At 67.3% G+C, this 26,390-nt stretch carries 21 protein-coding genes; 11 read left to right on the top strand and 10 right to left on the bottom strand.

The window, feature by feature from the left end:
* Window positions 1-6: 6 nt before the first annotated feature.
* Window positions 7-261, bottom strand: a complete 255-nt coding sequence (locus ACFFJ7_RS04950; RefSeq protein WP_166947752.1) for a zinc-finger domain-containing protein — start codon at window positions 259-261, stop codon at window positions 7-9.
* A gap of 468 nt (window positions 262-729) precedes the next feature.
* Between ACFFJ7_RS04950 and ACFFJ7_RS04945 the strand changes: the two genes are divergently transcribed.
* The 8 genes from ACFFJ7_RS04945 to ACFFJ7_RS04910 all read left to right on the top strand — a co-directional run bounded on the left by ACFFJ7_RS04945 (window position 730) and on the right by ACFFJ7_RS04910 (window position 11,461).
* A complete protein-coding gene (locus ACFFJ7_RS04945; protein WP_377590931.1) occupies window positions 730-3,597 on the top strand; it encodes a 5'-nucleotidase C-terminal domain-containing protein in 2,868 nt (955 codons plus the stop codon).
* A gap of 368 nt (window positions 3,598-3,965) precedes the next feature.
* A complete protein-coding gene (locus tag ACFFJ7_RS04940; RefSeq protein ID WP_377590930.1) occupies window positions 3,966-5,231 on the top strand; it encodes a septal ring lytic transglycosylase RlpA family protein in 1,266 nt (421 codons plus the stop codon).
* Window positions 5,232-5,276: 45 nt separating this feature from the next.
* Window positions 5,277-6,488 (top strand): D-alanyl-D-alanine carboxypeptidase family protein, encoded by a 1,212-nt coding sequence (locus ACFFJ7_RS04935; protein ID WP_377590929.1) that lies wholly within the window; start codon window positions 5,277-5,279, stop codon window positions 6,486-6,488.
* The gene (gene tmk / locus ACFFJ7_RS04930) at window positions 6,485-7,204 is read left to right on the top strand and encodes a dTMP kinase (RefSeq protein WP_377590928.1); all 720 of its coding nucleotides are present in this window, start codon (window positions 6,485-6,487) and stop codon (window positions 7,202-7,204) included. The genes ACFFJ7_RS04935 and tmk overlap by 4 nt, the downstream gene beginning before the upstream one ends.
* Window positions 7,204-8,274, top strand: coding sequence for a DNA polymerase III subunit delta' (locus ACFFJ7_RS04925; RefSeq protein ID WP_377590927.1), 1,071 nt, complete (start codon window positions 7,204-7,206; stop codon window positions 8,272-8,274). The genes tmk and ACFFJ7_RS04925 overlap by 1 nt, the downstream gene beginning before the upstream one ends.
* An 18-nt stretch (window positions 8,275-8,292) precedes the next feature.
* Window positions 8,293-9,861, top strand: a complete 1,569-nt coding sequence (metG, locus tag ACFFJ7_RS04920) for a methionine--tRNA ligase (RefSeq protein ID WP_377590926.1) — start codon at window positions 8,293-8,295, stop codon at window positions 9,859-9,861.
* Window positions 9,861-10,658 carry a TatD family hydrolase gene (locus tag ACFFJ7_RS04915; protein WP_377590925.1) on the top strand — a complete coding sequence of 266 codons (798 nt, stop codon included), beginning with the start codon at window positions 9,861-9,863 and terminating at the stop codon, window positions 10,656-10,658. The genes metG and ACFFJ7_RS04915 overlap by 1 nt, the downstream gene beginning before the upstream one ends.
* On the top strand, window positions 10,655-11,461 hold the full coding sequence (locus ACFFJ7_RS04910; RefSeq protein ID WP_377590924.1) for an MBL fold metallo-hydrolase: 807 nt from the start codon (window positions 10,655-10,657) through the stop codon (window positions 11,459-11,461). Before ACFFJ7_RS04915 ends, ACFFJ7_RS04910 begins: the two co-directional genes overlap by 4 nt.
* A gap of 14 nt (window positions 11,462-11,475) precedes the next feature.
* On the opposite strand, the gene ACFFJ7_RS04905 is transcribed toward ACFFJ7_RS04910, so the two are convergent.
* Together ACFFJ7_RS04905 and ACFFJ7_RS04900 are read right to left on the bottom strand one after the other, a co-directional pair.
* The gene (locus tag ACFFJ7_RS04905; RefSeq protein ID WP_377590923.1) at window positions 11,476-12,396 is read right to left on the bottom strand and encodes an alpha/beta fold hydrolase; all 921 of its coding nucleotides are present in this window, start codon (window positions 12,394-12,396) and stop codon (window positions 11,476-11,478) included.
* A 246-nt stretch (window positions 12,397-12,642) separates the two neighbouring features.
* Window positions 12,643-14,874 carry a lytic transglycosylase domain-containing protein gene (locus ACFFJ7_RS04900; RefSeq protein WP_377590922.1) on the bottom strand — a complete coding sequence of 744 codons (2,232 nt, stop codon included), beginning with the start codon at window positions 14,872-14,874 and terminating at the stop codon, window positions 12,643-12,645.
* 296 nt (window positions 14,875-15,170) lie between these two features.
* On the opposite strand from ACFFJ7_RS04900, the gene dapA reads away from it, so the two are divergent.
* Window positions 15,171-16,064 carry a 4-hydroxy-tetrahydrodipicolinate synthase gene (gene dapA / locus ACFFJ7_RS04895; protein ID WP_377590921.1) on the top strand — a complete coding sequence of 298 codons (894 nt, stop codon included), beginning with the start codon at window positions 15,171-15,173 and terminating at the stop codon, window positions 16,062-16,064.
* A gap of 4 nt (window positions 16,065-16,068) precedes the next feature.
* On the top strand, window positions 16,069-16,542 hold the full coding sequence (smpB, locus tag ACFFJ7_RS04890) for an SsrA-binding protein SmpB (RefSeq protein ID WP_166947732.1): 474 nt from the start codon (window positions 16,069-16,071) through the stop codon (window positions 16,540-16,542).
* Window positions 16,543-16,594: 52 nt separating this feature from the next.
* On the opposite strand, the gene ACFFJ7_RS04885 is transcribed toward smpB, so the two are convergent.
* From ACFFJ7_RS04885 to rnr, 7 genes are all read right to left on the bottom strand, one after another.
* Complete coding sequence (locus ACFFJ7_RS04885; protein ID WP_377590920.1) at window positions 16,595-17,266, bottom strand: uracil-DNA glycosylase; 672 nt, start codon at window positions 17,264-17,266, stop codon at window positions 16,595-16,597.
* A complete protein-coding gene (locus tag ACFFJ7_RS04880; RefSeq protein WP_166947728.1) occupies window positions 17,244-17,909 on the bottom strand; it encodes a LabA-like NYN domain-containing protein in 666 nt (221 codons plus the stop codon). Before ACFFJ7_RS04880 ends, ACFFJ7_RS04885 begins: the two co-directional genes overlap by 23 nt.
* 619 nt (window positions 17,910-18,528) lie before the next feature.
* The gene (locus tag ACFFJ7_RS04875; RefSeq protein ID WP_166948857.1) at window positions 18,529-20,727 is read right to left on the bottom strand and encodes a RelA/SpoT family protein; all 2,199 of its coding nucleotides are present in this window, start codon (window positions 20,725-20,727) and stop codon (window positions 18,529-18,531) included.
* 266 nt (window positions 20,728-20,993) lie between these two features.
* Entirely contained in the window at window positions 20,994-21,380 is a 387-nt protein-coding gene (gene rpoZ, locus ACFFJ7_RS04870) for a DNA-directed RNA polymerase subunit omega (protein WP_166947726.1), read from the bottom strand.
* Between the two features lie 105 nt (window positions 21,381-21,485).
* The gene (locus ACFFJ7_RS04865; protein WP_166947725.1) at window positions 21,486-22,214 is read right to left on the bottom strand and encodes an NUDIX hydrolase; all 729 of its coding nucleotides are present in this window, start codon (window positions 22,212-22,214) and stop codon (window positions 21,486-21,488) included.
* Entirely contained in the window at window positions 22,211-22,696 is a 486-nt protein-coding gene (locus ACFFJ7_RS04860; protein ID WP_377590919.1) for a DUF983 domain-containing protein, read from the bottom strand. Before ACFFJ7_RS04860 ends, ACFFJ7_RS04865 begins: the two co-directional genes overlap by 4 nt.
* A complete protein-coding gene (gene rnr, locus ACFFJ7_RS04855) occupies window positions 22,693-24,978 on the bottom strand; it encodes a ribonuclease R (protein WP_377592082.1) in 2,286 nt (761 codons plus the stop codon). The genes ACFFJ7_RS04860 and rnr overlap by 4 nt, the downstream gene beginning before the upstream one ends.
* A gap of 249 nt (window positions 24,979-25,227) precedes the next feature.
* On the opposite strand from rnr, the gene hemW reads away from it, so the two are divergent.
* Window positions 25,228-26,388, top strand: coding sequence for a radical SAM family heme chaperone HemW (gene hemW / locus ACFFJ7_RS04850; RefSeq protein ID WP_166947719.1), 1,161 nt, complete (start codon window positions 25,228-25,230; stop codon window positions 26,386-26,388).
* Window positions 26,389-26,390 lie beyond the last annotated feature (2 nt).

Genomic DNA, 26,390 nt, shown 5'->3' with positions numbered 1-26,390 from the left:
GATGCGTCACGCGGCTGCCGCCTCGTCGCCTTCCCACAGACAATCGGCCGGCATGCAGGTGCCTTCGGCGAGCGAGGGATCGAAGCGGTAGAGCGTGGAGCAATAGCTGCAGACGGTTTCCGAATCACCGCCCATGTCGATGTAGATGTGGGGGTGGTCGAAGGGCGGACGCGCGCCGATGCACATGAATTCCTTCGAGCCGACATGGATGACGCGCACGCCCGGCGTGTTGTGGAAGTGGGGAATGGTGCTCGCGGCCATCGACAGAGATCCTTCACCAGAGTGCGACAAGCTTCATCGTCCGCAACTGCCGCTCCCGCCCGGGCGATCGCGCCGGCAGCCCGTGTGATGTTCGCGCGCACCATAATCGCTTGCGGTTGAAACGCCAACTCCGCAGTGCGGATTTGTCGGGGCCTCCGGCGGATTTTGTCGGCGCCGCACGCACCATTCCGCGATCAAGTTTTTCCGTCCCCTTCGACGGTATACGGTGCACATAATTCCCCGCCGGTGCTTGTAAATCGCGGCGGTCATCCAACTGTCAACGGGAATCGCTATTCGTCGGATATCGTTATCTGAACAGTGTGCGTTTTCAACTTGGACGGTTTCCGGGTTGGATCGGGGGGAATGTCGTTATCGGCCGTTGTTCCGGCCGGGTTCCGCCGGTTGTCCGAATCGTTCCGGTGGCACACACGCCGTCATCTCGCCGATTACCCTCCAGGGAGCTGTTTCATGTCGGATACCACAGTCGTCACCACCGCCGAGGAAGTCACCGCCGGTAACTTCAAGCTGCAGCTCCTGCATGCGTCGGATTGGGAAGCGGGCGTCAAGGCCCTCGACCGCGCCGCGAACTTCGCCGCGATCATCGACGTTCTCGAAGAGCAGTACGATAACACGCTGATCCTCTCGTCGGGCGACGGCTGGATCCCCGGCCCGTTCTACGCTTCCGGCGCCGACAGCGACTTCGCGGCGACGCTGCGCGCGGTCTACAGCCAGTTCTTCTCCACCGACGAGGTCGAGGTCATCTTCACGGCGCTGAGCGCCGCGGCCGGCCGGGCGGACATCGCCATCCAGAACATCATCGGCGTGGAAGCGGCCACTTTCGGCAACCACGAGTTCGATTCCCAGACGGCCGCGATCAAGGATATCATCGCCACCGCGGCGGGCACCGACGGCATCGTCGGCACGGCTGACGACGTCAGCATCGGCGCGCTGTTCCCCTACCTGTCGTCCAACCTCGACTTCTCGAAGGACGGCAACCTCGGCAGCCTCTACACCAACGACATCCGCGAGGCGTCTTCCTTCGCCCGCGACGCGGCCAAGAAGATCGCCCCCTCCACGGTGATCACCGAGGGCGGCGAGAAGATCGCCATCGTCGGCGCGACGACTCAGGCGCTCGCCACCATTTCTTCTCCCGGCGACACGAAGGTGATCGGCGCGACCGGCGACGACATCGCGCTGCTCGCGCAGCAGATCAACGCCGAGGTGGCGCGCATCCTCGCCGCCGACCCGACCATCAACAAGGTCATCGTGCAGAGCCATCTGCAGCAGCTCAGCAACGAGCAGGCGCTCGCGCCGCTGCTGGAGAACGTCGACATCATCGTCGCCGGCGGCTCCCATACGCGCCTCGCCGACAGCAACGACACGCTGCGCGACGGTGACGAGGCCCAGGGCGAATACCCGATCGTCACCGCCAACAAGAACGGCGATCCGCTGCTGATCGTGAACACCGACAACGAGTATTCCTACGTCGGCCGTCTCGTGGTCGAGTTCGACGCCGAGGGCAAGATCATCCTCGACAGCCTCGACAACACCATCAACGGCGCCTACGTCACGACGGACGAGAAGGTCAAGGAACTGTGGGGCGATGCCGATCCGTTCGCGGAAGGCAGCAAGGGCTATCTCGTCGACGAGATCGTCTGGGGCGCCAAGAACGAGAGCGGCGACCGCACCACCAAGGGCATCGGCACCATCATCCAGGAGCAGGACGGCAACATCTTCGGCCGTACCGACGTGTTCCTGGAAGGCCGCCGCAGCGAAGTGCGCACGCAGGAGACCAACCTCGGCAACCTGACCGCCGACGCCAATCTCGCCGAGGCGCGCAAGGTTGACACGGACGTCGTCGTCTCGATCAAGAACGGCGGCGGCATCCGCGATGCCATCGGCTTCGTCAACGCCGTCGGCGACGAGGCCATCCTGGCGCCGCCGGCCGCCAACCCGGGCGCCGGCAAGCTGGAAGGCGACATCTCCCAGCTCGACATCGTCAACTCGCTGCGCTTCAACAACGACCTCGCCATCGTCACGCTGACGGCCGAGGGCCTGCGCAACGTGTTCGAGCAGGGCTTCTCGGGCGTCCGCCCGGGCGCGACCCCCGGCTCCTTCCCGCAGATCTCGGGCGTCAAGGTGGTCTACGATCCGTCCCACGCCGCGGGCGGCCGCGTCGTCAGCCTCGACATCGTCGATGATGCCGGCAACCTGGTCCAGAACGTTGTCGCCAACGGCGAGGTCGTGGGCGATGCCGACCGCGCCATCAAGGTGGTGACGCTGACGTACCTCGCCACCGGCGGCGACGGCTACACCGCGTTCGTCAACAACCGCGTCGCGGGCACCGAACTCGTGCTGCTGACCGATGCCCTCGCCGACCAGGATGGCGCGGCCACCTTCGCCAAGGCCGGCACCGAGCAGGACGCCTTCGCCGAGTATCTCAAGGCGAACTACTCCGAGACGCCGTATGATGTCGCCGACACGCCGTCCACCGAGGACACGCGCGTGGTGAACTTCAGCGAGCGCTCCATCGTTGTAGGCAACAACGGCGTCGGCGGTCACGACATCTACGTCCGCGACGTGGCGGCGCTCTCGGCCGACCACGGCACGGACGGCGTGGATCGCGTGTTCTACAGCGGCGACGCTCTGGTCGCGCTGCCCGGCAACATCGAGGACGTCGTTCTCTCCGGCACGGGCAATGCCTCCGTCACCGGCAACGCGCTTAACAACGCGATCACGGGCAATGCCGGCGACAACAGCTTCCTGCTCGGCCAGGGCGGCAACGACGTCGTCGATGGCGACACCGGCCACGACATCCTGCGTCTGGAAGGCGCGGCCAGCCGCTACACGATCACGATCGAAGGCGGCCGTGCCGTGGTGACCGACAAGGACACCGGCGCCGCGATCAGCGTCGTCAACGTGCAGCAGATCGTGTTCGGCGACAGCGAGCAGGACCTGTTCGCCACCGACCAGACGGAACTCGCGGGCGTCTACCGGGCGCTGCTCGGCCGCTCCGTCGCGGGCGACGCGGATGGCTTCTCCTTCTGGGCCGGCAAGAGCGCGACGGGCGCGGACCTTTCCGTCCTCATCGCCCAGATCGGCGGCTCCGACGAAGCGGCTGCGTTCCGCAACGGCAAGTCGTCCGGCGACCTGGTCGACGCGCTGTATGAGAACGTCCTCGCCCGCACGGCGGATGAGGGCGGCCGGACCTTCTGGATCGCGCAGCTCGACGGCGGCACCGACTTCCGGCTCGTCGGCCAGGCCTTCGTCGAAAGCAACGAGTTCCAGGTGGGCGGCCGCACTCTCGCCGGCAGCGACTGGGATCTGGTGGCGTAAGCAGCCAGACGGCGAATGGTGCGACCATTCGCCGCCCGGCGCGGCGGCAACGCCGCGCCGGGGCTGGCGGCCGGTAACCATTCTACAAATCGGGGAACGGGAAAGCGCCCGTCCCCACTTGTAACAAGCGGAACGATCCTGTTAACGTTCCGTCAACGAAGTTCGTTCCTTATCGCAGGATGAGCGGTGGCATGCGCAAGATGCCGCCCTACTGTCGACGCTGGCAGGCGATGAGGGCGATTATGCGGGACGAGCCTATGCGGTTGACGAAACGAGCCAACATCACGATTCGTTCGGGAAATCCGGATGGGACTGATGTCCCTCTCGTTGACGGTCCGCCACCTTCCTCCTGTGGTATCATTCTGAAATTGCTGGGTGTCTCTCTGCTGGCGCTCGGCGTGGCCAACTGCAGCACCGCGCCGCGGTCGACCGGCGGCGCCAAGGTCAGTTCCCCGGCCAAGGTCGATCCCAAGTACGGCGTCAAGCCCAGCCCGCGCGTCGTCACCAACGGCAAGGTGCCCAAAGGCGGCGGGCGCGCCATGGTCGGCAAGCCCTACACGGTCGCCGGCAGAAAATTCACGCCGCGCGAGTCGGATAATTACGTCGCCGTCGGCACCGCCTCGTGGTACGGGTCCGCCTTCCACGGCCGCAAGACGGCCAACGGCGAGATTTTCGACAAGCACTCCATCGCCGCCGCCCATCCGACGCTGCCGCTGCCGAGCTACGTGCGCGTCACCAACCTCAGCAACAACCGCTCGATGGTGGTGCGCGTCAACGACCGTGGCCCGTTCCACGGCAACCGGCTGATCGACCTTTCGCGCACCGCCGCCGAGGCGCTCGACTTCCACCGTCAGGGCACCGCGCGCGTCAAGGTCGAATACGTCGGCCGCGCCTCGCTCGGCGGCAGCGACGACCGCAAGCTGCTCGCGACGCTGAACGCGGGCGCCCCCGCCGCCATTCCGGCCGCTGCACCTTCCGCTCCCGCCGTGGCCCCGGTTGTCCCTGCGGCACCTGTGATGGTGGCGAGCGCCGAGCCGCGTCCTGAGACACTGCCCGAGCCGCGCGCCGAAGCGCCGGCCCCTGCACCCGCCGTCGCGCCGTCGCGGACCGTCGTCGCCAGCGTCGCGCACGAGACGACCGAGAGCGACAGGCCGCTCGTTTCCAGAACGCTCGTCGCCGCCCCGGCCCCGCGCCCGATGCCGTCCGCACCCGCCCCTGCGCCGGTCGAGGTGGCCGCCGTCGGCGCGCCGGTCGCGGCTTCGGAGATCGCGCCGGCGCCGGCCCCCGCGCCCGTTTCTCCTGCCGTTCCCGTTCAGCCCGCCACGGCTTTCGTGCCTGCTGCCGAAGGCGGCCTGACCGAACTCGTACGCGAGGTGGCCGCCCCGGAGACAGCGCCGCTCCCGCCCTCGCGTCCGCTCGATCTCGCGCCCCGGCGCGCTGTCTTCGCGAATGCCGCCTCGTCGGCCACGCACGCCGAACAGCCGCCGGCGCGGCGCTCGCTCGTCGCGAGCCTGCCCTACGCCGGGCAGACGGACAAGGCCGGCGTCTTCTTTGAACCGATGCCCCTGTCGGACCTGACGCCGCAGCGCTTCGTCACTTTCGGCGCAAACGGCCGCCAGAAGACGGAACGGTAAAGGCAGTTCCGGCTCCTTCGGCGCTGAATGGCGGAAGGGATGAGCATGGTCTGGAGTTTTCGGTCGTTGCCGTGGCGCGTCGTGGCAGTGCTTCAGGCGCTCGTCCTGGTGTGCCTGCTCGTGGGCGGAACGGCCGGGCGCGCCGCCGCGCAAGGCTTCCAGACCGATCTGCCGCGCGCACTGCTCATCGATGTCGGCACCGGCACCGTCCTGTTCGAGAAGGGCGCCGACGAGCCGTTCGAGCCGGCGAGCATGGCCAAGATCATGACGGCGGAGGTGCTGTTCCACGAGATCAGGGAAGGCCGCCTGTCGCTCGACAAGGAGTTCTTCGTTTCCGAATATGCATGGCGGACGGGCGGCGCCCCCTCGCGCAGCACGGCGATGTTCGCGGCCGTCAACAGCAACATCCCGGTGCGCGATCTCCTGCGCGGCCTCGCCATTCCCTCCGGCAACGATGCCGCCATCATCATTGCGGAAGGCATTTCGGGAACCGAGACGGCGTTCACGCGGGCAATGAACCGGCGCGCGGCGGAGATCGGCCTGACCCGCTCCAGTTTCGTCAATGCCTCGGGACTGCCGGCGGAGGGGCAGGTGACGACGTCGCGCGATCTGGCGCGGCTGGCGGCGCACGTCATCGCTACCTACCCCGAGCTTTACCGTGTCTTTTCCGAGCCGGAGTTCACGTGGAGCAAGATCCAGCAGCGCAACCGCAATCCGCTGCTGGCGCTCAACATCGGCGCCGACGGCCTCCTGACCGGTTTCACCGAGCAGGCGGGCTACGGCATCGTCGGCTCGGCGGTGCTGGACGGCCAACGGCTGATTGTGGTCGTGTCCGGCGCGAAGACGGCGCGCGAGCGCGACACGGAGGCGCGCAAGCTGCTCGACTGGGGCCTGCGCTCGTTCGAGGTGCGGGAACTGTTCGCCGCCAGCGACGTGATCGGCGAGGCCGGCGTGTTCGGCGGCGAGAAGGGCGGCGTGGTGCTGGTGTCGCCCACGCCCGTGCGCGTGCTGGTGCAGCGCGGGTCGGACGAGCGGATCTCGGCGCGCATCGTCTATCGCGGCCCGGTCATCGCGCCGGTCGACAAGGGCGTGCCGGTTGGCCATCTGCAGGTGGAACGCGGCCGGCTGAAGGCGCTCGACGTGCCGCTCGTCACCGGCGAGGCGGTGGCGCGGGGCACCCTGTCCCAACGGGCGCTCGACGCGGCGCTGGAATGGGGCACCGGCGTCGTGCGCCGCGCGTTCGAGCGTTTGATGTGAGCGCGCCGTTCGCGTCCGGCAGGGGCCGGTTCATCACGCTGGAAGGCGGCGAGGGTGTCGGCAAATCCACGCAGATGCGCCTGCTTGCCGCCCGGCTGGAGGCGCGCGGCCTGGAGGTCGTCGCCACGCGGGAGCCCGGCGGGTCGCCGAAGGCGGAGGCCATCCGCGAGGCGATCCTGTCCGGCCGCACGAAGTTCCTCGGGCCGATGGCGGAGGCGCTGCTGTTCTCGGCCGCCCGCATCGATCATCTCGATTCCCTCATCCGCCCGGCGCTCGCGCGCGGCGCTTGGGTGATCTGCGACCGCTTCTCCGATTCGACCACCGCCTATCAGGGCGCGACGGGCGAGCCGGAACCTGCCGTGCTGCGTGCGCTCGAACGTGTGGTGGTCGGCGGCGACCGGCCCGACCTCACCCTGATCCTCGACCTGCCGCCTGAGGTGGGGCTTGCCCGTGCCGACGTGCGCCGCCGGCAGCGCGGTGAGGTAACGGATCGTTTCGAGGGCGAGGCGCCTGCTTTTCACCGCGATCTGCGGGCGCGATTCCTCGCCATCGCGGCGGCGGAGCCCGACCGCTGCGTCGTCATCGACGCCGACGCGCCGGTCGAGACCGTCGGGGACCGCATCTGGAAGGCGGTTGACGAACGCCTGCTTTCGCCGGCAAAAGACGGGACGTCTGCATCCGCCGCCGAGGATGCGGCGGCCGAAAGTGACGAATGATGACCGGAGCCGATACCGAGCCCGACCAGTTTCCCGGTGCGCCGCACCCGCGCGCGCAGACGGCGCTGTTCGGCCTTGAGGCGGCGGAGCACGAGTTTCTCGACGCCTACCGGTCCGGCAGGCTGCATCATGCGTGGCTGATCGGCGGGCCGCAGGGCATCGGCAAGGCGACGTTCGCCTACCGCGCGGCGCGGTTCCTGCTGTCGCATCCCGATCCGGCGAGCGAGGCGGTGCGGCGGGCTACCTCTCTCGCGGTCGACCCCGCCGCCGGCGTCGCGGCGAAGGTCGCCGCTCTGTCGCATCCCGATCTCGCCGTGCTGCGGCGCGCGCCGGCGGGCGAGAAGAAGGCCGCGTCCACCATCATCCCCGTGGATGCCGTGCGCCGCGCGCTGGCGTTGTTCTCGTCGACAGCGGGCAACGACGGTTATCGCATCTGCATCGTCGACAGTGTGGAGGACCTGAACATCTCCAGCGCCAACGCGCTGCTCAAGGTCATCGAGGAGCCGCCGCCGCGCGCGCTGTTCCTGCTCGTCGCCCATGCGCCGGGCCGCACCCTGCCCACCATCCGCTCCCGCTGCCGGCGCCTGCTGCTGCGCCGGTTGCCGCCGGCGGAGGTCGTGAACGCGGTGCGCTCGCTGCCGGCGCCGTTCGGCGATGCGGAGGCGGCCGTGCTGGCGCGGGCGGCGGAACTCGCCAACGGCTCGGTCCGCGCCGCGCTCGGCCTGATGGACGCGCATACGATCGCACTCGTGGAACGGGTACGCGCGCTGCTGCAGGGGCTGCCGGCCGCCGACCCCGCGCAGGTTCACGCGCTCGCGGAGGAGATGACGGGGCGGGAGGCGGAAACCGACTTCAACGTGCTGCTGTCCACGACGCATGACTGGATTGCAGAGCTGATCCATAATCGTGCCGGCGAGGGACCGGCAAAGCTTGCGCGTTTTGTCGAGGTGTGGGACAACATCGCTCGTGCGGCGCGCGAGACGCAGGTCTTGAATCTCGATCGCCGCCCGCTGGTCCTCACCCTATTCGGCGAACTCGCGGATGCCGCCCGGCGTGCCCGTGCTGCATGAATCCGCGTTTTCGCATCTTTGGCGGATTCAATGGCCGACGCTGAGACTTTCTACATCACGACTGCGATTTCGTACCCTAACGGCGCTCCCCACATCGGTCATGCCTACGAGGCGATAGCGACCGACGCCATCGCGCGCTTCAAGCGCCTTGACGGGTATGACGTGTTCTTCATGACCGGTGTCGACGAGCACGGCCTGAAGATGGCGCAGACGGCGGCGAAGGAAGGCATCAGCCCCCGGGAACTGTCGGACCGCCACACCGCCCGCTTCATCGCTATGGCCGACGCGCTCGACATCTCGCGCGACCGCTTCATCCGCACCACGGAGCCCGCGCACTACGCCGCCTCTCAGGAGCTGTGGCGGCGGATAAAGGAGGCGGGCGACATCTACCTCGGCACCTATGAGGGCTGGTACTCGGTGCGCGACGAGGCGTTCTACGACGAGAGCGAGACAACCGTGCGCGACGGCGTGCGCTACGGCCCGCAGGGCACGCCGGTGGAATGGACTGAGGAGCAGACATGGTTCTTCCGCCTGTCCGCCTATCAGGACCGCCTGCTCGCCTATTACGATGAGCACCCGGACTTCATCGGCCCCGACAGCCGCCGCAACGAGGTGGTGAGCTTCGTCAGGAGCGGCCTGCAGGACCTGTCCATCTCGCGCACGACGCTTTCGTGGGGCGTGCCGGTGCCGGACGCGCCGGGCCATGTCATGTATGTCTGGGTCGACGCGCTGACGAACTATCTCACCGGCGTCGGCTTCCCCGACGAGAACGATGCGGACTGGCGCTTCTGGCCGGCCGATGCGCACATCATCGGCAAGGACATCACGCGCTTCCATGCCGTCTACTGGCCGGCGTTCCTGATGTCGGCGGGACTGGCGCTCCCGAAGCGGGTCTTCGGCCACGGCTTCCTGTTCAACAGGGGCGAGAAGATGTCGAAGTCGGTGGGCAACGTCATCGACCCGATCGCGCTGTCGCAGGCCTACGGCGTGGACCAGTTGCGCTACTTCCTGCTGCGCGAGGTGCCGTTCGGTCAGGACGGCAGCTACAGCCACGAGGCCATCGTCAACCGCATCAACGCCGACCTCGCCAACGATCTCGGCAATCTGGCGCAGCGCTCGCTGTCGATGATCGCCAAGAACCTCGACGGCGTGCTGCCCGCACCCGGTGCGCTGGAGGAAGCGGACCGTGCCCTGCTCGCGGCCGCCGATGCGCTGCTCGGCAAGGCGCGTGTGGCGATCGAGGATTTCGCCCTCCATTCAATCCTGGGCGATGTCTGGGCCGTGGTGGCGGACGCCAACCGCTACTTCGCGGCGCAGGCGCCGTGGGCTTTGCGCAAGACCGATCCCGAGCGCATGGGAACGGTGCTCTACGTCACGGCCGAGGTGTTGCGCCAGGTGGCGATCTTCGCCCAGATCGCGACGCCGCAAGCGGCCGGGCGCCTGCTCGACCTGCTCTCCGTGCCGGCGGGCGCGCGCGATTTCGCCGCGCTCGGCGAGGCGGGCCGGATCGCGCCCGGCACGGCGCTGCCGGAGCCGGCGGGCGTGTTTCCGCGCTACGTCGAACCGGAGGACGGGGGCAGCGTCTGATGCTCGTCGATTCGCATTGCCACCTTGACTACTTTTCGAACGAGCTGGACGGCGTGCTCGCGCGCGCCGCCGCCGCCGGGGTGGGGCAGGTAGTGACCATTTCCACGCGGGTGCGGCAGGTCGCGACCTACCGCGCCATCGCCGAGGCGCATTCCGGCGTGTTCTTCTCCGTCGGCACGCATCCCATGCAGGCCAAGGACGAGCCGGACGTGACGCTGGCGGAGATCGTGGCGCTCGCCGGGCATCCGCGTTGCGTCGCCATCGGCGAGGCCGGGCTCGACTATTTCTATGAGCGCGAGTCGATGGCCGTGCAGAGAGAGGTGTTCGTGCGCCATATCGCGGCGGCGCGCGCCACCGGCCTGCCGCTGGTGATCCACGCCCGCAGCGCTGACGACGACATGATCGCCATCCTGTCCGAGGAAATGGCCAAGGGCCGTTTCACCGCCGTGCTGCACTGCTTCTCCTCAGGCCCGAAACTGGCGGAAGTGGGGGTGGAACTCGGGCTTTATGTGTCGTTTTCCGGGATTCTGACCTTCAAGAAATCCGAGGAAATCCGCGATATCGCCCTGCGGGTGCCTCTTGACCGGCTGCTGGTGGAGACGGACGCGCCCTATCTCGCGCCGCTGCCCTTCCGCGGCAAGCGCAACGAGCCCGCCTATGTCGCCCACACGGCGCGGGTGCTGGCGGAGGTGCGCGGCATGAGCGAGCAGGCGCTGGCGCAACTCACGACCGGGAACTTCCGGCGGCTGTTCAGCAAGGCCGGGACGGATCGGCTCGCTGGAAGCCTCGCGGCATGACGCTGACCGTCACCATCCTGGGCTGTGGCTCGTCAGCCGGTGTGCCGCGCGTCGGCGCCGGCTGGGGCGCATGCAACCCGCATAACCCGAAGAACCGCCGCCGCCGCTGCTCCATCCTCGTGTCGCGCCGCGAGAACGGAGGCGATACGCAGCTTCTCGTCGATACCGGGCCCGATCTGCGCGAGCAACTGCTCGATGCGGAGGTGACGAAGCTCGATGCCGTTCTTTATACGCACGAACACGCGGACCACACCCACGGCATCGACGACCTGCGCACGCTGGTGCTGACCATGCACCACAGGCTCGACGTCTATGCGGACGCGCATACCGAGGCGCTGCTGGCCGAGCGTTTCTCGTATTGCTTCAGCACGCCGGAGGGAAGCAATTATCCGCCGATCCTGTCGCTGCGCCGGCTCGTGCCCGGCCGACCCCTGATCTTCGACGGGGCGGGCGGCGCGATCGAGGTGCTGCCGGTGCGCGTGCGGCACGGCGAGATCGATGCGCTCGGCTTCCGTTTCAACGGCGGCACGGGCGCCATCGCCTACATTCCCGATGTTGGAAGCGTGCCGGAGGAGAGCCTCGTGCCCCTGCGCGGGCTTGAGGTGCTGGTTCTCGACGCGCTGCGCTACAGTCCGCATCCGTCGCATTTTTCCGTCGACGATGCGCTCGACCTGATCGGTCGCGTCGCACCTCGCCGCGCCGTCCTCACCGATCTGCACGCCGACCTCGACTACGATGCGCTCGCCGCACGCCTGCCCGCCGGCATCGAGCCCGCCTACGACGGCATGCGGATCACGCTGTAATCACTCAACGGCGATCACTCGTCCTCGCGCGGCGTGTGCGCTGCCGCGCCTGTGCGGCCGATGCGGTTGATGAAGCTCACGATGGGCTGGCTGACGTCGGGATGGCTCATGACGGGCGTATGCCCCTGGTCGGCGACGAGCACCGTTTCCAGCTTGTCGTGACGGGCCTGCATCTCGGCCAGCGTCTCGGGGCGCAGAATGTCCGACTTCTCGCCGCGCATCACCAGCACCGGCAAATCCTTCAGGCTTTCGAACATCGGCCACAGGGGTGGCACGGCGGCCGTGAGGTCTAGCCCCTCCAGCGTGTTCTTGAGCGCCGGATCGTAAGCGAGCTTCAGTTCGCCGTCGATCTCGTGCCAGGTGCCGTGGGCGAGGCCTTCCCAGTCCTCCTGGCCGAGCGTGGGGAACTGCGCGTCCTGATAGCTTTTCAGAATGGCGACGGCGTCGGCGAAATTGGCCGGCTTCGGCAGCTTGCCGAGATAGCCGCGGATGCGTACAAGCCCCTGCGGCTCGACCACCGGGCCGATGTCGTTGAAGACAACGGCGTGGATGAGTTCTGGCGCGACGGTGACGAGGCCGAGAACGATCAGCCCGCCGCGCGAGGTGCCGACGAAAATGGCCTTGGGAATGCCGAGCGCCGCAAGCACCTGCTGCAGATCGTCGATCTCGATGAGCGGGTTGTAGTGCGTCCAGTCCGGGTCCCAGTCCGAGAGGCCACGCCCGCGATAGTCTACGCAGATGACGCGGTGCGGCTGCTGCGGATCGTTGGCGAGCAGTTCCGCGAGCGGATGGAAATCATGTGCGGTCCGCGCCATGCCGGGCAGGCAGACGACAGCGGGCGTATCCGTGACGCGCGGGCCGTATTCGCGCACATGCAGCTTCAACCCATCCTTCGCCGAAACGTAGACATCGCGGAACGTATTGTTCGTGGCCATTCTTTCCTCTCTCGGCGATCGCCCGGCTTCTCGCGTCCGGCGCCCGTTGGCGTTGTGATCAGGTCGGATGTCTGACATGTCGTTCTGGACAGCACTATGCATGCTGCATCCGTCCACGTAGCACCCGTATATGACCACTATATTATTCGCGGGGGATAAATCCTTGCTTTCGCTCATGTTCGGGCGCGCGAAAACCGGCACAGGCGGGGGGACTTCAGGACAAACGGGCGCGCGGCGCCTGCTGCTTCAGTTGCGCCCGCGCACCATGTCCTGCGAGAGCAGCAGCGCCGTCTCGCTGTTGAGGCGCAGGCGATAGACCTGCAGGTTTTCGAGCACCCGCTGCACGTAGTTGCGCGTTTCGGTGAAGGGGATGCGCTCCACCCAGTCGACGGGGTCGATGCCGGCCGAGCGCGGGTCGCCATAGGCCGCGATCCACTTGCGCACGTTGCCCGGGCCGGCATTGTAGGAGGCGATGGCGAGGATGTACGAGCCCTTCCAGCGTTCGACGAGTTCCGCCAGATGGTTCGCGCCGAGTTGCGCGTTGTAGGCAGGATCGCTGGTGAGCCGCGCGAGATCGAACGGCAGGCCTGCGGCGCGCGCTGTTGCCTGCGCGGTGGCGGGCATGAGCTGCATGAGGCCGCGCGCGCCGGCGTGGGACACCGCCTTGCCGTCGAAGGCGCTTTCCTGCCGGGTGATCGCGTAGATCATCGGCTCCTCGATTGCCGCGCTGTTCACGCCGGGAATGCCAAAAGTGGGGAAGGCCGGCACGTCGAACGGCTTGCCCCTGTAGGCCGCGGCCTTGCCCATGATGAGAGCCGCGCGCGCATCGCGCGATTCCTGCACCAGTTCCGCCAGTGCCGCGAGATGGGCATCGTCGAGCGTGCGGGAGAGGCCGGGAAGAAACTGTAGCGCGAGGTCGGCTTCATCCGCCTCGAACAGCAGCCGCGCGGCCTGCACCGCCTTGGTCTGCGACAGATCGAAGCGGGCCTGCGCGGTGGGTTCCGGCAGGGCACGCACGGCGACGGCGTTGAGGCCGAGCTTCTCGCGTGCGAGCTGCCCATAGTAGGTCGTGGCGTGGTCGGCGGCCTGCGTGAAATACGTCTTCGCCTCTTCCTCCCTGCCTTGCGCCTGTGCCGCGCGGCCGCGCCAGTAGGCGACGCGGGCTATCGAGATCGGCAGGGTGGCGTGCGGCGCAGCCTCGGCGAAATGCGTGGCGGCTTTTTCCGGCTGGTTGAGGAAGCGCAGTGCGATCCAGCCGGCGAAAAAGGAGGCGTCGATGCTGTCCGATTCGCGGATGGCGAACGGCAGGGCCGCCACGTCGTACGCGGCCTTCGCGTTGCCGCCGTCCAGCAGCGCGCGCGCGACGAGGCGCTGTTCCAGCGCCCAGTGCGAGCCGGTCGTGCCGCTGTCGGCCATTGCGTCTTCAGCGATGGCGTCTTCGGGAATGGGCGCTGTGATGACCTTGATCGCCGGCGTGTCTTCCGCCTCGCCGGCGGGCGCGGGCGGCTCCTCGCGCACGGACTTCGCCGCCGCGCGGGCGAGCGCGGCCGCCGCCTCCTTCAGGTTGCCGCCGCGCCGCTCGAAGCGCGCCTTCGCGAGCAGCCATTCCGGCGTGTCGCGCATGGCGGGGGGAACGGCGTCGAGCAGCTTGCCCGCATCCCGTGTGCGCTTGCTCGCGGCGATGAAGGCCTCCGCGAGCGCCACTTCCCCGCGTCCCGCCCGCAGCGCGGCATCGGTGGCCGCATCCCACTGTTCGGCATAGAGCATGTTGCGCAGGCGGATGCGGTGATTGTCGGCGGAGAGGCCCGAGCCGTGGGTGTCGAGCAGGGAACGGCGCGCGGCGGGCGACAGTGCTTCCTGGTGCCAGAGCGCGCGGGCGATGGCGAGCGCCTGCCCGTCCCGCCCGCTGCCGGCGAGCGCGCGGCTGTAGGCCAGTCTCCCCACCGTCGTCGCCGGCGCCTGCCTGTCGAAGAACGCCAGCACCGCGTCGTCGGCCGGCGCGCCCTGCAGAAAGGTCGCCTCGGCACGGCGCCGGAGCGCTTCGGCGCCCGGCCAGTCGGGATTGCGCGCGAGAAAGGTTTCGATACGTACCCGGTCGATGCCCGCGCTGCTCGCGCGCAGGGCGATCCATTCCAGCGCGTCGCGCGTCGCCTGGTCGCTCACCCGCGCGGCGACGGCGTCACCCTGATCGAGCTGGCCGGAGCGATAAAAACCGACGGCCTCGCGGAAGACGGGCAGGTCGAACGTGGGCCAGCGTGGAACGATCGGGACGATAACCTCAGGCGGCTTCGGCGAATCGTCGGGCAGGGCGGCCATCTGCCGCGGGGCGGCCTCTTCCGGCGTCGTGGCGGGAGGGGCGCCGATGGAACTCGTGACCAGCGCCTCGTCCGCCGGCTCGCGCTCGTTCATCACGAGGCCCGGCCCCAGGATGACGGCAACGACGGCAAGCGTGAGGACAAGCCCGGTTCTAAAGCGCATCAATGGGTCTCCCTCGCAGGATGCGGGAACGGGCTTCTGTCTGCTTCCGGCTCCGCCACCGCGTTTCCGTCGCCCGCATCGTCGCCTCCAATCGTTCAAGAACTGTTAACCAGAACCGCGGATAGAGTGCGACTGCGCGGGCAACGCGGTGATAAATGTGTCCGATCGTCCCGCGTGATGCAATATGAGCCTTTGCGCAACCGCCTCCAAGTGATTAAGTATCAGCTTGCGCGGGTCGAGGCCCGAAGATGATCAGACCATATCGGGAGAGCCCCCGTCATCTCGGGGGATATATCATGACAGCACATCGCCGCTTCAAGGGTTTGTACACCGCCCTCGTGACGCCGTTTCGCGACGGCAGGGTCGACGAGGATGCATTTCGCGCGCTCATCGCCTGGCAGATCGAGAATGGCGTCGACGGCCTTGTGCCGGTAGGCACCACCGGTGAGAGCCCCACGCTGAGCCACGAGGAGCACAAGCAGGTTGTCGCGTGGGCGGTGGAAGAGGCGAAAGGCCACGTCCCGGTCGTGGCCGGGGCGGGATCGAACAGCACCGCGGAGGCGATCGATTTCGCCCGCCACGCGGAAGAGGTCGGCGCCGATGCCGTGCTCGTCGTCACGCCTTATTACAACAAGCCGAATCAGGAAGGGCTGTATCAGCACTTCAAGGCGGTCAACGACGCCATCGGCATTCCGATCATCATCTATAACATTCCGCCCCGCTCGGTGATCGATATGTCCGTGGAGACGATGGCGCGGCTCTATGAGCTGCCGAACATCGTCGGTGTGAAGGACGCCACCGCCAACATCGCCCGCGTCAGCCTGCAGCGCCAGGTGCTGGGGCCGGAGTTCGTCCAGTTCTCGGGCGAGGACGTGACGGCGCTCGGCTTCGTGGCGCACGGCGGCCACGGCTGCATTTCCGTTACCTCCAACACCGCCCCCCGGCAATGCGCGGACCTGCTGCACGCGGCGCTTTCGGGCGATTTCACCTCCGCGCTCGCCTTGCAGGACCGGCTTTTCCCGCTGCACACGGCGCTCTTCGCCGAGACCAACCCGTCGCCTGTCAAGTACGCGCTGTCGCGTATCGGACGGATTCACGACGAGGTGCGCCTGCCGATGGTTCCGGTGTCGGCCGCGACGAAAGCAAAGGTGGATGAGGCCCTCGCAATTGCCGGCGTGATCGACGGCTGACCTGATGGCTCCCAATGACAAGGGCGGGCAGCGGATTGTCGCCGACAACCGCAAGGCCCGCTTCAATTACGAAATCGTCGATACCATCGAGGCAGGCATCGCGCTGACCGGGACGGAGGTGAAGTCGCTGCGCACTGGCAAGGCGACCATCGGCGAGGCCTACGCAGGCCCGTCGGGCGAGGAATTTTTCCTCTTCAACGCCTATATCCCGGAATATCTGCAAGCCAACCGTTTCAACCACGAGACGCGCCGCCCCCGACGGCTGCTGCTGCACAAGCGACAGATCAACCGCCTGCTCGGCGCCACCCAGCGCGAGGGTTTCACCGTCGTGCCGCTGAAGATCTATTTCAACGATCGCGGGCGGGCCAAGGTGGAGATCGGGCTGGCGCGCGGCAAGCAGCTTCACGACAAGCGTGAGAGCGAAAAGAAGCGCACGTGGGATCGCGACCGCGCGCGCATCATGCGCGAAAAGGGATAACGCCGTTCCGCGACGAGCCATGCTCATCGCGAACGGTCGAACCTGCGCGGCTTCAGGCCGCGCGAGGGACGGCGTCCAGAAAATCCCGCACGTCGCCAAAGACCGCCCGGAACATCTCCGGCGTCAGCACCCGCGTATTCGTGTTGTAGCGCGAGCAATGGTAGCTGTCGAAAAGCCGCACGTTGCCAAGGTCGTAGTGGCCGCCGTGGCGGAACGGGACGCGCGTCGGCGCGCGTCCCAGCGCGCGCACAACCGTGTCGTGCGCCACGCGCCCGAGGGCGACGATGGCCTGCAGATTCGCCATTTCCGCGAGAGTGCCGGAGAGGAAGCGCCGGCAGGTGACGATCTCCGCGCCGGTCGGCTTGTTCTCGGGCGGCACGCAGCGCACGGCGTTCGTGATCCGGCTGTCAGCGAGTTCGAGGCCGTCGTCGGGCGAAGCGGCGTAACGGCCGCGCGCGAGGCCGAAGGTCAGCAGAGTTTCGTAGAGAAGGTCGCCTGCATAGTCGCCGGTGAACGGCCGCCCCGTGCGATTGGCGCCGCGCAGGCCGGGCGCGAGGCCGACGACCAGCAGGCGCGCGCCCACAGGGCCGAAAGATGGCACCGGTGCGTTGAACCATGCAGGCTCACGCGCCCGCCATTCCCGGCGGAACGCCGCGAGACGCGGGCAAAGATTGCAGTCGGGAGACGGCGTGCTGCCCGGATCAGGACAGGTCGCCGTCGTCATTGTTGTCCACCGGCTGGTTCCTGATTCCGTAGCGCCGCTCGACGAGCGAACGGCCCTTGACGTTTTCGGCGCGGTCATCGGCATCGGTGGCGAGCCGCACCGAACGCTCCGGCCGCTCGCTGTGTTCGCGGCCGATCAGGGGAGCGAGCTGGGTGATGTCGACGAACTCGTCGGCCTGGCGGCGCAGCTCGTCGGCGATCATGGGCGGCTGGGTCTGGATGGTGGAAACCACGATGACGCGCACGCCGCGACGCTGCATCGCCTCCACCAGCGAGCGGAAATCGCCATCGCCGGAAAACAGGATCATCTCGTCGATGTGGGGCGCGAGTTCGAGCGCATCGATTGCAAGCTCGATATCCATGTTGCCCTTGACCTTGCGCCGGCCGGAGGAGTCGATGAATTCCTTGGTCGGTTTGGTGACGACGCGGTAACCGTTATAGTCGAGCCAGTCGACCAGCGGACGGATGGATGAGTATTCCTGGTCCTCGATCATCGCGGTGTAATAGAACGCCCGGATCAGGCGGCCATTATGATTGTAGGACCGCAGCAGCCGCTTGAAATCGACGTCGAAGCCGAGGGTCTTGGTCGTTGCGTAAAGGTTGGCCCCATCAATGAACACGGCGCGCCGGCAGATCGTAGACATGATGCAATCTCTATAGGTTAAGTATAATTCATGGGTGCTGCTCCCGCCGACCTATGGAATCCGAGGCAATGGTTGGCGGACAACGGGTGTTTACTTTCTGGCTCCGGCAATATGCATAGTGCTGTTCAATCGCTCTGTTTTCACCTGCTCCTCTGTGACCATAGCCGCGAGCGTATCCCGCCGTATCCGCCGGGGGCGTGCCGTGCACGGTAACCCGAAGGACGTCGAATTCAACCTCGAAGAAACTATACTACATAACTTTCACATCAATTCAAACAACCGCTACTCAAAATTTATCCATGTACCGATATCCTTATAAGTAACGAAAGTCGAATATAGAAAAATAATAGTCCTGATTTCAAATGTATTGCAGCATATTGCGTTCTTATCGGCGATGCATGCGGGCGGAAGCGCGAAGCAAAGGCCGCGCATCTATCTCGTATTATCCATGGACTACGTCAATATGTCTACTCGTCATGGGGCTATACATGCCGCTTTCAGTTCGCGCATGTTGTCGCGTATGGAAAATTCTGGACATTTTCTGTCGCATGATTTCCACGAGACGGGCCGGACGGCGGGCGCCGGGCCGAAGAACCGGTGGACGGCCGTGGCGGCCGCCCTAATCCGTAATGCGTTCCGCCGAACTCACCGACCGTGTGGTCCGCAGTTCGGCGATCAGGCTGGTGAGGTGCTTGAGGTCCCACACCGACAGCCGGATGGTGAGATGCGTGAAATCGGGCGTGGGCCGCTTCATCGCGATATCCTCGATGTTCGCATCGTGGTCGGCGATGATCTGGGTGATCTCGGCGAGCGCTCCCGGTTCGTTGACGGCGCTGAGCGAGATGATGGCCGGGAAGCGCTGGATGTTCTCCTCGTCGACATCCCAGCGCACGTCGAGCCACCGTTCGGGCTCGTGCTCGAACGCCGCCAGCGCCTTCGACTGGATCGGGTAGATGGTGATGCCCTCGCCGGCGGTAAGGATGCCGACGATGCGGTCGCCCGGCACGGCGCCGCCCTCCGGCGCGAAGGTGACCGGCAGGTCGCTGTTGAAGCCGCGAATCGGGATCGCGTGCCGCCCGTCCGCTTCCTTGCCGCTGTCGGGCACCTTGAACTTCAGCGTCTCGCTGCCCTTGAGGCCGAACCAGCCGTGGCCGGACAGCCCGTCGACGGTCGGCCGCCGTTCATCCTTGAAATCGGGATAGACGGCCTTGACGACATCGCCCGAGAACATCTCGCCGCGCCCCACGGCCGCCAGCGCGTCGTCTAGGGAGGCGCGCGCCAGCCGCGGCAGGGCCGCCTTCAGCTTCTCGTCGGAGTAGGCGCGGCCTGCGCGTGCGAAGGCGCGCGCCAGAATCTGCGCGCCGAGCCCCGCATATTGCCGGCGCACGGCGTCGCGCGTCGCCCGGCGGATCGCGGCCCGCGCCTTGCCGGTGACGACGAGCGATTCCCATGCCGCCGGCGGTGTCTGGCCGTCGGCGCGCACGATTTCCACCTCGTCGCCGTTCTGCAGTTCCGAGAGCAGCGGCGCGATCTGGCCGTTGATCTTGGCGCCGACGGCCGTGTTGCCGACGTTGGTATGCACGGCATAGGCGAAGTCGATCGGCGTCGCGCCGCGCGGCAGCGCGATGAGCCGGCCCTTCGGCGTGAAGCAGAACACCTGGTCGTGGAACAGTTCGAGCTTGGTATGCTCCAGAAATTCCTCGGGGCTGTCACCTTCCGCCAGCAGGTCGACGGTGCGGCGCAGCCATTGATAGGCGCGGCTTTCGTTCAGCAGGCGCCCGGTGCGTCCGTCCTTGTAGAGCGCATGCGCCGCGATACCGTACTCGGCGACCTCGTCCATGTCCTGCGTGCGGATCTGCAGCTCCACGCGCTGGTGGCCGGGGCCGATCACCGTGGTGTGGATGGAGCGGTAGTCGTTCTGCTTCGGGGTCGACACATAATCCTTGTAGCGCCCGGGCACCATCGGCCAGGCGGTGTGCACGACGCCCAGCGCCCGGTAGCAGTCGTCGATGGAAGCGACGATGATGCGGAAGGCGAAGATGTCCGACAGCTGCTCGAACGCCAGCGACTTGCGCTCCATCTTCTTCCAGATGGAATAGGGGCGCTTGCGCCGGCCCTTGACGCAGGCGACGATGCCCTTTTCCGCGAGGCGCTCCGTCAGGTCGTGCTCGATCGTCTCGACCAGCTTGCCGTTGCGCGCGCTGACATTCTCCAGCCGGCGGGCGATGGTCTCGTAAGCTTCCGGCTTCAGGTGGCGGAAGGCGAGGTCCTCCAGCTCGTCGCGGAGTTCCTGAATGCCCATGCGCCCGGCGAGCGGCGCGTAGATCTCCAGCGTTTCCTCGGCGATGCGCGCCCGCTTCTCCTGCGCCATGAAGCCGAGCGTGCGCATGTTGTGCAGCCGGTCGGCGAGCTTGACCAGCAGCACGCGCACATCGGCGGCGATGGCGAGCAGCAGCTTGCGGAAGTTCTCGCCTTGCGTGGCCTTGCGAGAGACGAAGTCGAGCTTCTTGATCTTGGTCAGCCCGTCCACCAGCGCGCCGATCTCGGGGCCGAAGAGCTGGTCGATCTCCTCGCGCGTGGCCTCGGTGTCCTCGATCGTGTCGTGCAGCACGGCGGCGACGATGGTGGCGTCGTCGAGCTTGAGGTCCGTCAGGATGGCAGCGACTTCGAGCGGATGCGAGAAGAACAGGTCGCCCGACGCGCGCTTCTGGGTGCCGTGGGCCCGCATCGCATAGACATAGGCGCGGTTGAGCAGCCCTTCGTCGGCGTTGGGATCGTAGCGCTTCACGCGCTCTACAAGCTCGTACTGCCGCATGATCGGCAGCGCGCCTCTCACGCCGCGGGACTGCTCCGCGCCCGCCCGTTCCGTCTCGATACGCTCCGCCTCGCCCCGCTCCGTCACGGGCCGGCCTTCCGTCACCTGACTGTCTGCCACGGTAATCCCGATACTTTTCACCCGGTCCACGCGGACCCATGAAGAATTATGACAAAGGTTCTGATGAAAAACAAACGGGTGCGAGGCCGGAACGGAAAAGGCCCGGAACGATCCGGGCCTGCCAAACGCGCCTGAACTGAAAGCGACAATCAGTCTTCGTCGTCGCTCGCGGCCGGCGGCACGAGCCCTTCAAGCCCGCGCAGCAGATCTTCCTCGCTCATGCGGTCGAACTGCACTTCGGTGTCGTCCACCGCGCCGCCCGTCGAGGTGCCGATCAGGGGAACCGCGTCCTCTTCCGGCTCGTCGACCTCGACATACTTCTGCAAGGAATGGATCAGGTCTTCCTTCAGATCCTCCGCCGCGAACTTCTCCTCGGCGATCTCGCGCAGCGCCACGACGGGATTTTTGTCACGGTCGCGGTCGACCAGCAGGGACGAGCCGGAGGAAATCATGCGGGCGCGGTGGCTCGCGAGGAGCACGAGCTCGAAACGGTTCTCAACCTTGTCGATGCAATCTTCGACGGTGACGCGAGCCATGACGGGCTCCTTTTCCTGCACGCAACGATAACAGACGAAGAAATCCGCCTATACCATTTCCATCGGAAATACAACATTTATATCACAATGGCAGAGCGGCGCCCGTCACAGCTCGTCGCGCGGGTTGGGTGTGTCGTTGCGGAACAGCGGCACCGGCGCTTCCTGCCGGAAACCTTCCGCGAGCCTCAGCGCCAGTTCCGCCATCACCATACGGGTGATTGTCGGCGTGTTCAGCGAGGCCGCGTCGTCGAGCCGCACCCAGACGAGTTCCACGAGTTCGTGGTCGGGGCCGTGCGCGCCTTCCACCGTGCGGGCGATGCTCGATGCCTCCGTCACGAAGAAGCGTGCGTCGAAGCGGCGCGGATAGCGCGGGGGCGTGATGGCGCGGGCGACGAAATGCAGCCCGTCGAGTTCCGGAAAAACCCCGTGCTCGGCGAAGGCGTGCCATTCGGCCGGCGTTTCCTCCGGCGCGCCGTAGTCGGTGGAGCCGATGAGGTGACCCGTTTCCTCGAAGGTTTCGCGGATCGCGGCGAGTGCCAGCGCGCGGGCGGTGAGGGGTGAGGGGTCCTCGACCTGCAGCATCAGCTTGTGCTCCGCCGCGGGATGCAGCGCGCCGGCGACCACCATCTCGCTGTCGCACGCCTCCAGCCGTCCGCCCGGGAAAACATAGGCGCCGGGCATGAACACATGGCGCTCGTGCCGCTTGCCCATCAGGACGTAGGGGCCTGTGAGCGTGTGGTCCAGGATGATGAGCGAGGCCGCGTCGCGCGGTACGATTTTCGTGTAGTCCGGCCTGTCTTCCGGCGCCTTCGGGGTGGTGGCTGCTTCGCTCATGGTCTCTCCCATTCCTTCTTGTCAGTGTTGCCTGCGCGCGGGCGCAGGGCCGCCTCGTCCTCCTGCGGACCGCCGAAGCCGTGCATGCGCAGCGCCCACTGGTAGCCCACCACCGCGCCCTTGACGGGCCGCATCAGCACCAGCGCGAGGGCGAGGGTCAGCAGCGGCCACAGGATCATCTGCGTGGTGGTGGAGTAATCCGCGAACATCTCCACCGCCAGCACGAGCGTGATGATGATGTGCCCGACGATGGTGATCACGATATAGGGCGGCAGGTCGTCGGCGCGGTGGTGGTACAGTTCCTCTCCGCAGGCGGGGCAGCGGTCCGCGATCCTGAGATAGCCGTCGAAGATCGCACCCTCTCCGCAAGCCGGGCAGCGGCATTGCAGCCCGCGCCGCACGGAAAGCCAGATGTCGCGTTGCGGCTGCGCGTCCGCCGCCGGATGCAGGTCCGGCCTGCCTGTCAACCGTTCGATGGTCATGGGCGGCGTTTCCTTCCCCCTGTCGTTGTCGCGCCGCGTGCTGGTGCCTCGTCGATTCCGGCGCGCCGTATGCGGCTGCCGCGCCGCGGCGTGCGCCCGGCGTCGCCGCCGAGCAGCTCGAACCTCAGGGCGCCGGCGATCGGCACGGCCTCGACGAGCCGCACCTCCACCCGGTCGCCCAGCCGATAGGTCTTGCGTGAGCGGCTGCCGACGAGGGCATGCAGCGTCTCGTCGAAACGGAAATAGTCCTGCCCCAGCGTGGAAGCGGGAATGAAGCCGTCGGCGCCGGTGTCGTCAAGCTTCACGAAAAGGCCGGCGCCCGTCACGCCCGCGATGCGGCCTGCGAAGGTGGAGCCGATCTGGTCGGCCATGAAATGGGCGATCAGCCGGTCTGTCGTCTCCCGCTCCGCCGCCATGGCGCGCCGCTCGGCCGCCGATATCTGGGCCGCGACCTCCGCCAGCTCCTCGCGCGAGGCGTGGGCCGGCAGGCCATCCTTGCCGAGCTTGAGCGCCCGGATGAGGCCGCGATGCACCACGAGGTCGGCATAGCGGCGGATGGGCGACGTGAAATGCGCATAGCGGCGCAGGTTGAGGCCGAAATGGCCGTAGTTGTCGGCGGAGTACTCGGCTTGCGCCTGCGTGCGCAACACCACCTCGTTGACGAAGTCACGGTTTGGCGAGCCCTCGACATGCGCGAGGATGCGGTTGAAGAGCGTGGGCGACAGCGCGCCCGTCTTCGGCGCCTTGATGCCGATGGAGGCGAGCACCTCCGCGAGCGCGCGCAGCTTCTCCGGCGAGGGCTCGTCGTGGGTGCGGTAGATCAGCGGCGAGCCCGCCTGCTCCAGCGTTTCCGCCGCGCAGACGTTGGCGAGGATCATGCATTCCTCGATGAGGCGATGCGCGTCCAGCCGCTCGGGCATCACGACGCGGTCGAGCGTGCCGTCGGGCTTCAGGATCAGCTTGCGCTCCGGCAGGTCGAGCGCCAGCGGGTCGCGCTCGTCACGCGCGTCGGTCATCGCCGCGTAGGCGTCCCACAGCGGCCTCAACACGCTGTCGAGGATGGGGCCGGTCGTGTCGTCCGGCGCGCCGTCTATGGCGGCCTGCGCCTGGGGATAGGCGAGCTTCGCGGCCGAGCGCATCATGATGCGGTGGAAGGTGTGATGACGCTTGCGGCCGCGGACGTCGATCACCATGCGCACGGCGAGCGCCGCGCGGTCCTCCCGCGGGCGCAGCGAGCCGAGGTCGTTGGAGATGCGCTCGGGCAGCATCGGCACCACGCGGTCGGGGAAATAGACCGAATTGCCGCGTTCCAGCGCGTCCCTGTCTAGCGCCGTGCCGGGGCGTACATAGGCCGCGACGTCGGCGATCGCCACCGTCACGATGAAACCGCCGGCGTTCGCGGGATCGGGGTCCGGCGTGGCATGGACCGCGTCGTCGTGGTCCTTCGCGTCGGCGGGGTCGATGGTGACGAGCGGCAGCGTGCGCCAGTCCTCCCGGCCCGCCAGCGGCGCGGGCTGCGCCTCTTCCGCCTCGCGCAGGGCGGCAGGGGAGAAGACGTCCGGAATGTCGTGCGCGCGGATGGCGATCAGGCTCACCGCGCGTTCCGATTTCAGCGACCCCAGCCGCTCGCTCACCTTGGCGAAGGACGAGCCGAATCGGCCTGCGCGGGCGACGGAGACGGAAACGAGATCGCCGTCCTGTGCATCGCCGGCATCCCCCGGCCGGATCGGCATCTCGCGCCCGAGCAGTTTCTTGTCGACGGGCACGAGCCGCCCGCCGGGGCCGTCCGGGTTGGCGCGGAAAATGCCGAGCACCTGCGCGCGCACCTTCGCCAGCACCTTGATGACGCGACCAACGTAAGCCACTGCCGCAGAAGGCGTTTCTTCGGAATCACGGTCACGGTTGGCCTCGATCCGCAGCAGCACGCGGTCGCCCACGCCGGGCACCGGCTGGCCGGGCCGCTGGCGGCGCGGCAGGTGGACGAGGATACGCGGCGCGCGTGCGTCGCCATCGGCGTCGTCCCATTCCGCGGGCCTGGCGATGAGTTCGCCGTCGCGGTCGCGGGCGGTGATGTCGGCGAGCACCACGGGCGGCAGGCTGCCCGTGCGGTTCAGCGTCTTGTGGCGGCGGTCGATCGCGCCCTCGTCTTCCAGTTCACGCAGGATGCGCTTCAGCCAGATGCGCTGGCCGCCGCCGATGCCGAAGGCGCGGGCGATCTCACGCTTGCCGACCTTGCCGGGCGACTCCGTGATGAAGCTGACGATCTGCTCCTTGGTCGGCAGAAATTCCTCCGGCGATCCGGCGCTTCCTTCCCCGGCGGCTTCGGGGCGCGCGCGCGTCTTGCGTGCCCGTGCCGGTGCGGCGGTTGCCGTGGTGGAGCGGTTCCTGATCTGTCTGGCCACTGTCTGTTCCAAGCCGACCTGTCGCGGCGAAGTGAGACTTCCTTCTCGCACGTTGCGGACGTTTGCGCCAGTCGGTCGCGAACGCGCCGCGCTCTTGCGTTTCGCGTCCGATCGGTTCACACAGCGGCCATGAGCGATCACCCCACGCGCGACGTCGGCTTTGGCGTCTATGTCCATTGGCCGTTCTGCGCCTCGAAGTGCCCGTACTGCGACTTCAACAGCCACGTTCGCCACGAGCCGGTGGACGAACGCCGTTTCGCGGCCGCTTTCGCGCGGGAGATCGCCCACAATGCCGCGCTCGCGCCCGGGCGCACGGTGACGTCCATCTTCTTCGGCGGCGGCACGCCCTCGCTGATGCAGCCGGCGACGATCGGCGTAATCCTCGACGCCATCGCCACGCACTGGAGCGTCGCTCCCGGCGCGGAAGTCACGCTGGAGGCCAACCCTACCAGCGTGGAGGCAGAGCGCTTCCGCGGCTACCGGCTGGCCGGCGTCAACCGCGTGTCGCTGGGGGTGCAGGCGCTCGACGACGCTGACTTGCGCGCCTTGGGACGCAGGCACACGGCGGCGGAGGCGCTTGCCGCCGTCCGGCTCGCCGCGCAAAGTTTCGAGCGCTATTCCTTCGACCTCATCTACGCCCGCCCGCGACAGACGCCGCAGGCGTGGGCGGCGGAGTTGGAGCAGGCCATCGCGCATGCCGTGGAGCATCTGTCGCTCTATCAGCTCACCATCGAGCCCGGCACCTGGTATGCCCGGCTTCACGCTGCCGGCAAGCTCGTCATTCCGGACGACGACGCGGCGCGCGACCTTTATGACGTCACGCAGGAGGTCTGCGCCCGCCATGGCCTGCCTGCCTACGAAATCTCGAATCATGCCAGACCCGGCGCGGAAAGCCGCCACAACCTGCTCTACTGGCGCTATGGCGAATACGCCGGCGTCGGTCCCGGCGCGCACGGGCGGCTTGTCACCAACGAAGGGCGCATGGCGCTTTCCACGGAGCGCAATCCCGAGCAATGGCTGGCGCTGGTCGAGCGCGACGGCAACGCCATTATCGAGCGCGAATGCCTGGACATGGGGACGCAGGCGGACGAATTCCTGCTCATGGGCCTGCGGCTGGTGGAAGGCATCGACCCGCAACGCTACGCGCAGTTCGCCGGCCGTCCGCTGCCGGCGGAAAACCTGCGCTTCCTCGCCGAGCAGGGCCTCGTCGACACGGCGGGCGGCCGCCTGCGCGCCACCGCTGCCGGCCTGCCCGTGCTGAACGCACTCATCGCCGATCTTGCGGCGTGATG

Origin of the sequence: Pseudochelatococcus lubricantis, assembly GCF_042432495.1 — a bacterium.
Lineage (GTDB): Bacteria > Pseudomonadota > Alphaproteobacteria > Rhizobiales > Beijerinckiaceae > Pseudochelatococcus > Pseudochelatococcus lubricantis.
The sequence above is the reverse complement of the archived record's forward strand: the minus strand, read 5'-3'. Positions and strand labels throughout refer to the sequence as shown.

Excerpts from the sequence above, each read along its gene's own strand:
- ACFFJ7_RS04915 (WP_377590925.1), top strand. The coding sequence starts at position 9,861 with ATGCTCGTCGATTCGCATTGCCACCTTGACTACTTTTCGAACGAGCTG.
- smpB (WP_166947732.1), top strand. The coding sequence starts at position 16,069 with ATGGCTCCCAATGACAAGGGCGGGCAGCGGATTGTCGCCGACAACCGC.
- ACFFJ7_RS04865 (WP_166947725.1), bottom strand. The coding sequence starts at position 22,214 with ATGAGCGAAGCAGCCACCACCCCGAAGGCGCCGGAAGACAGGCCGGAC.
- ACFFJ7_RS04860 (WP_377590919.1), bottom strand. The coding sequence starts at position 22,696 with ATGACCATCGAACGGTTGACAGGCAGGCCGGACCTGCATCCGGCGGCG.
- dapA (WP_377590921.1), top strand. The coding sequence starts at position 15,171 with ATGACAGCACATCGCCGCTTCAAGGGTTTGTACACCGCCCTCGTGACG.
- ACFFJ7_RS04910 (WP_377590924.1), top strand. The coding sequence starts at position 10,655 with ATGACGCTGACCGTCACCATCCTGGGCTGTGGCTCGTCAGCCGGTGTG.
- ACFFJ7_RS04945 (WP_377590931.1), top strand. The coding sequence starts at position 730 with ATGTCGGATACCACAGTCGTCACCACCGCCGAGGAAGTCACCGCCGGT.
- ACFFJ7_RS04905 (WP_377590923.1), bottom strand. The coding sequence starts at position 12,396 with ATGGCCACGAACAATACGTTCCGCGATGTCTACGTTTCGGCGAAGGAT.
- hemW (WP_166947719.1), top strand. The coding sequence starts at position 25,228 with ATGAGCGATCACCCCACGCGCGACGTCGGCTTTGGCGTCTATGTCCAT.
- ACFFJ7_RS04885 (WP_377590920.1), bottom strand. The coding sequence starts at position 17,266 with ATGACGACGGCGACCTGTCCTGATCCGGGCAGCACGCCGTCTCCCGAC.
- ACFFJ7_RS04925 (WP_377590927.1), top strand. The coding sequence starts at position 7,204 with ATGACCGGAGCCGATACCGAGCCCGACCAGTTTCCCGGTGCGCCGCAC.
- ACFFJ7_RS04950 (WP_166947752.1), bottom strand. The coding sequence starts at position 261 with ATGGCCGCGAGCACCATTCCCCACTTCCACAACACGCCGGGCGTGCGC.
- ACFFJ7_RS04935 (WP_377590929.1), top strand. The coding sequence starts at position 5,277 with ATGGTCTGGAGTTTTCGGTCGTTGCCGTGGCGCGTCGTGGCAGTGCTT.
- rpoZ (WP_166947726.1), bottom strand. The coding sequence starts at position 21,380 with ATGGCTCGCGTCACCGTCGAAGATTGCATCGACAAGGTTGAGAACCGT.
- ACFFJ7_RS04880 (WP_166947728.1), bottom strand. The coding sequence starts at position 17,909 with ATGTCTACGATCTGCCGGCGCGCCGTGTTCATTGATGGGGCCAACCTT.
- ACFFJ7_RS04900 (WP_377590922.1), bottom strand. The coding sequence starts at position 14,874 with ATGCGCTTTAGAACCGGGCTTGTCCTCACGCTTGCCGTCGTTGCCGTC.